Below are 1322 nucleotides of genomic sequence, written 5' to 3'. Positions count from 1 at the left end.
GGGAGCTGAACCAACTGGTAAAGAATATTCCTTGACATATGGACTCTTTTTCTCAGAAATAACATTTTGAAGTTCTACTTTGCTAAAGCTTTGATCAAGATATACAGACACAAGTATTGCCACTACAATTATTACAGTTATCACAATTTTTTTCGATACCAAGTTATCTCAAGATATAATTGGCAATGTCTACTCTTATTAGTCTCTCGAAGTTCAGATGTCTTGCATACCATCCAGGAATATGAAATATTTTGACGATATCACAAATACAGTCAATATAATATAGGAATGCGCCCCATGTCATCTTGTGCAGAAACGATTCTATGTCTTTCTTCCAATTTACTTGAGCTTTTTTGTGGTACTGGGAATTTACGAAGTGTATCACCCTCCATTTAGTACAGATTCTGCAAGGATTGGAGATTACGAAATCAAAGTAGAAACAACTCCTCCAGTTCCAGAGGCAGGAAAAGTTACTACAATACATTTTCTAGTTCTAGACAAAAATGAAAACCCCGTCGACAATTTCAGGATGGGTGTTCAAGTATACTATAATGACAACATGGTAAGCTCATTTCTCCCATCAGACCATAACTCTGGAAAATGGGATTTGGATTACACCTTCAACGAACCAGGAAATCACGTAATCAGAGTAGACCTTGTTGATTTCAAAAATGGAGGAATATTGCCATATGCATTCAACATAGGCGTGCTTAATTTCTACATGAGTTTGTTCACATATCTCATAATAGCAGGACTTGCAGGAGCAGCAGGAATCGTAATTGCCATAATTTTGTTCCAGAGAAAAATCTGGCCCAAGAAAAGTAAAACATAGAGGCGTGGTCCTACGTTGCAGGACTGTTGGAGATTACCTCCTTTGGAATCAACGCCATTGCGTGAATTCTGGAATCATACCTGCTGGACCACGCATCGTCAAGCCATTTGTAGTGACTTTACGATCACAATTATAATATAATTTCAAATTATTTAAGAATTTATCTCAAAAACATATCAATAAAATCATTATATGAAATATTTGCACAAATATAGAATTTTTATAAAATTATCACATTGTAATAATGACATCAATCAAGCATGTTCCAGAATCTTGAATAACGAAACAATCCAACCCAGCCAGAGATGAACAGTATAATTGACAATGCAAACAAAAGATACATCTCTCTTTTACGATGTGCTAGATCAAGATTTAGAAAGACAAATGCACCAAGCCCTATCAGACCAAAAAAAAGTATCAGCCTTCCAAGTCGTTTGAAATTCAACTAGTGACACACTCCATGGCATAATATAAAACAGATCTGCCCTGA

2 protein-coding genes are annotated in these 1322 nt (G+C 35.8%); one reads left to right on the top strand and one right to left on the bottom strand.

Features of this window, described 5'->3' with window-relative positions; genetic code table 11:
• Positions 1-307: 307 nt before the first annotated feature.
• Positions 308-832, top strand: a complete 525-nt coding sequence (locus DYY66_RS09950) for a hypothetical protein (protein WP_166288829.1) — start codon at positions 308-310, stop codon at positions 830-832.
• 250 nt (positions 833-1082) lie between these two features.
• On the opposite strand, the gene DYY66_RS09945 is transcribed toward DYY66_RS09950, so the two are convergent.
• Positions 1083-1277, bottom strand: a complete 195-nt coding sequence (locus DYY66_RS09945) for a hypothetical protein (protein WP_166288826.1) — start codon at positions 1275-1277, stop codon at positions 1083-1085.
• Between the last annotated feature and the right edge of the window lie 45 nt (positions 1278-1322).

The sequence above is a fragment of the Candidatus Nitrosotalea sp. FS genome (assembly GCF_011319475.1).
Lineage (GTDB): Archaea > Thermoproteota > Nitrososphaeria > Nitrososphaerales > Nitrosopumilaceae > Nitrosotalea.
Note: the sequence above shows the minus strand (reverse complement) of the source record. Positions and strands in the feature narration are given on the sequence as shown.